Origin of the sequence: Bradyrhizobium sp. PRIMUS42, from assembly GCF_023006515.1 — a bacterium.
Taxonomy (GTDB): Bacteria; Pseudomonadota; Alphaproteobacteria; order Rhizobiales; family Xanthobacteraceae; genus Bradyrhizobium.
The window spans coordinates 1-1655 of sequence record NZ_JALBGZ010001026.1 but is presented as its reverse complement, the minus strand read 5'-3'; the positions used below and the strand labels follow the sequence as shown (position 1 = coordinate 1655).

General features: G+C 66.0%; 3 protein-coding genes. 1 reads left to right on the top strand and 2 read right to left on the bottom strand.

The window, feature by feature from the left end; translation table 11 throughout:
• A partial coding sequence (locus tag MOV75_RS37095; protein ID WP_246926807.1) for an enoyl-CoA hydratase-related protein occupies positions 1-366 on the top strand: 366 nt, incomplete at its 5' end.
• A gap of 108 nt (positions 367-474) precedes the next feature.
• On the opposite strand, the gene MOV75_RS37090 is transcribed toward MOV75_RS37095, so the two are convergent.
• The gene (locus MOV75_RS37090; protein ID WP_246926808.1) at positions 475-852 is read right to left on the bottom strand and encodes a DUF6285 domain-containing protein; all 378 of its coding nucleotides are present in this window, start codon (positions 850-852) and stop codon (positions 475-477) included.
• A gap of 2 nt (positions 853-854) precedes the next feature.
• Positions 855-1655, bottom strand: an 801-nt coding sequence (locus tag MOV75_RS37085) for a phosphotransferase family protein (RefSeq protein WP_247007868.1), incomplete at its 5' end; no start/stop codon positions are given.

Here is a 1655-nt window from a genome sequence, read left to right as displayed (position 1 = left end):
CTCGCCGGCGGCCTGCACCGGCTGCCGCGGCAGATCGGGCTGAAGCGCGCCATGGGCATGATCCTGACCGCGCGCCATGTCAGCGCCAAGGAAGGCCAGGAACTCGGCTTCGTCAACGAGGTGGTGCCGCAGGGCGAAGCACTCAACGCCGCGCTGCGCTGGGCCGAGACGATCGCCAAGAACTCGCCGATGTCGATCCGCGCCTCGAAGCAGGCAATCCAGAAGGGGCTCGGCGTGTCGCTGGAACAGGCGATCGAGGAGCAGCGCGAGTATCCGGCGGTGAAGGCGATGGCCGCATCGCAGGATTACATCGAGGGACCGAAGGCGTTTTCGGAGAAGCGGCCGCCGAAATGGGTGGGGAAGTAGACGGTCATTCGGTCATTGCGAGCGCAGCGAAGCAATCCAGAAATTCCTCCATGGAGGCAGTCTGGATCGCTTCGTCGCAAGGGCTCGTCGCAATGACGGTGGAGTGGTCTAGGCGTCTCGCGATAGTTCCCGCTTATAAGATGCGAAGTTCGGCTGATCGACGGCGAGCTTGTCCATCGTGGTGGCCCAGAGGTGCTCGGCGAGCCCCGGCGTTGCGAGGTTGAGCTCGCCCCTGGCGATGCGATCGGCGAGCGTTCGGTTGAGGTCCGTCACCGAGCCGTCGATGCCGAGCAGCGCGCGCAGACGCTCCACCTCTTTCGCATCACTCCCCTCCTCCTGCGTCAGCTGCCGCGTGACGAGGTCGAGGATGTTGATGGCGACGCGCAGCTTGAAGGCCTGGTGGCCGGAGATCAGCGGCGTGATGTCGCTGCGGAGGAAGTCGGCGACTGACTTCGTCAGCTCGACGGGTGTCGGTTCGTCCTGCATGATCAGCTCCCGCGTGGCGCCAGCAGCCGCAACAGATCGATTTCGGTCTCGGACGCACGGCGGCCAATCATCGCGCGCTCCATCGAATGATCGGGGCCTTCGCGAAAACGCTGCATCATGCCGCCGCACATGATGCCCCAGCGCAGCGTGCCCATCACTTCCCAGAATTTCACGCGCGCCTGATCGACCTTGCGGCCGGCGGCCTCATACCCTGCGAACAGCTCTTCACGCGAGCCAAAGCCGCCGACCGGCTTGTCGATCTCGCCGAACCGCCAGGAATTGACGCAGACCCAGCCGAGATCCTCCATGGGGTCGCCGAGATGGGCGAGCTCCCAGTCGAGCACGGCGCGGACGCCGTCGGCGCCGATGATGAGATTGCCGTTGCGGAAATCGCCGTGCACCAACGTGGTCTCGGCCGACGGGCCGGGATCGTGGTCGCGCAGCCAGCGCAGCGCCAGCTCGAACACGGGCTTTGGCCAGTTCAGGCTGCGATAGTCGCGCTCGAACTCGGCGATCTCCTGGGTGGCGCCACGGCTGCGCAGCTCCGGCAGCTTGTCCTTTGGCAGTCGATGCAGGCCAGCGAGAATGCCGCCGATCTGCCGCGCCAGCAGCGGCCGCGCCGTGGCGAACTCGTCGTCGCGCAAGATTTTGCGCGCAATGGTCTCGCCTTCGACCCGTTGCATGATGAAGCCGGTGCCGAGATCGTCCTCCGGCACCAGCACATGCATCACGCGCGGCGACGGCACGCCGGCCTCGAACGCGAGCTGCATCAGCTGCGCTTCAGCGGCAAGACCTGCCGCGCG

Bases quoted from the DNA above. Each gene is read 5' to 3' on its own strand.
- MOV75_RS37090 (WP_246926808.1), bottom strand. From the start codon at position 852: ATGCAGGACGAACCGACACCCGTCGAGCTGACGAAGTCAGTCGCCGAC.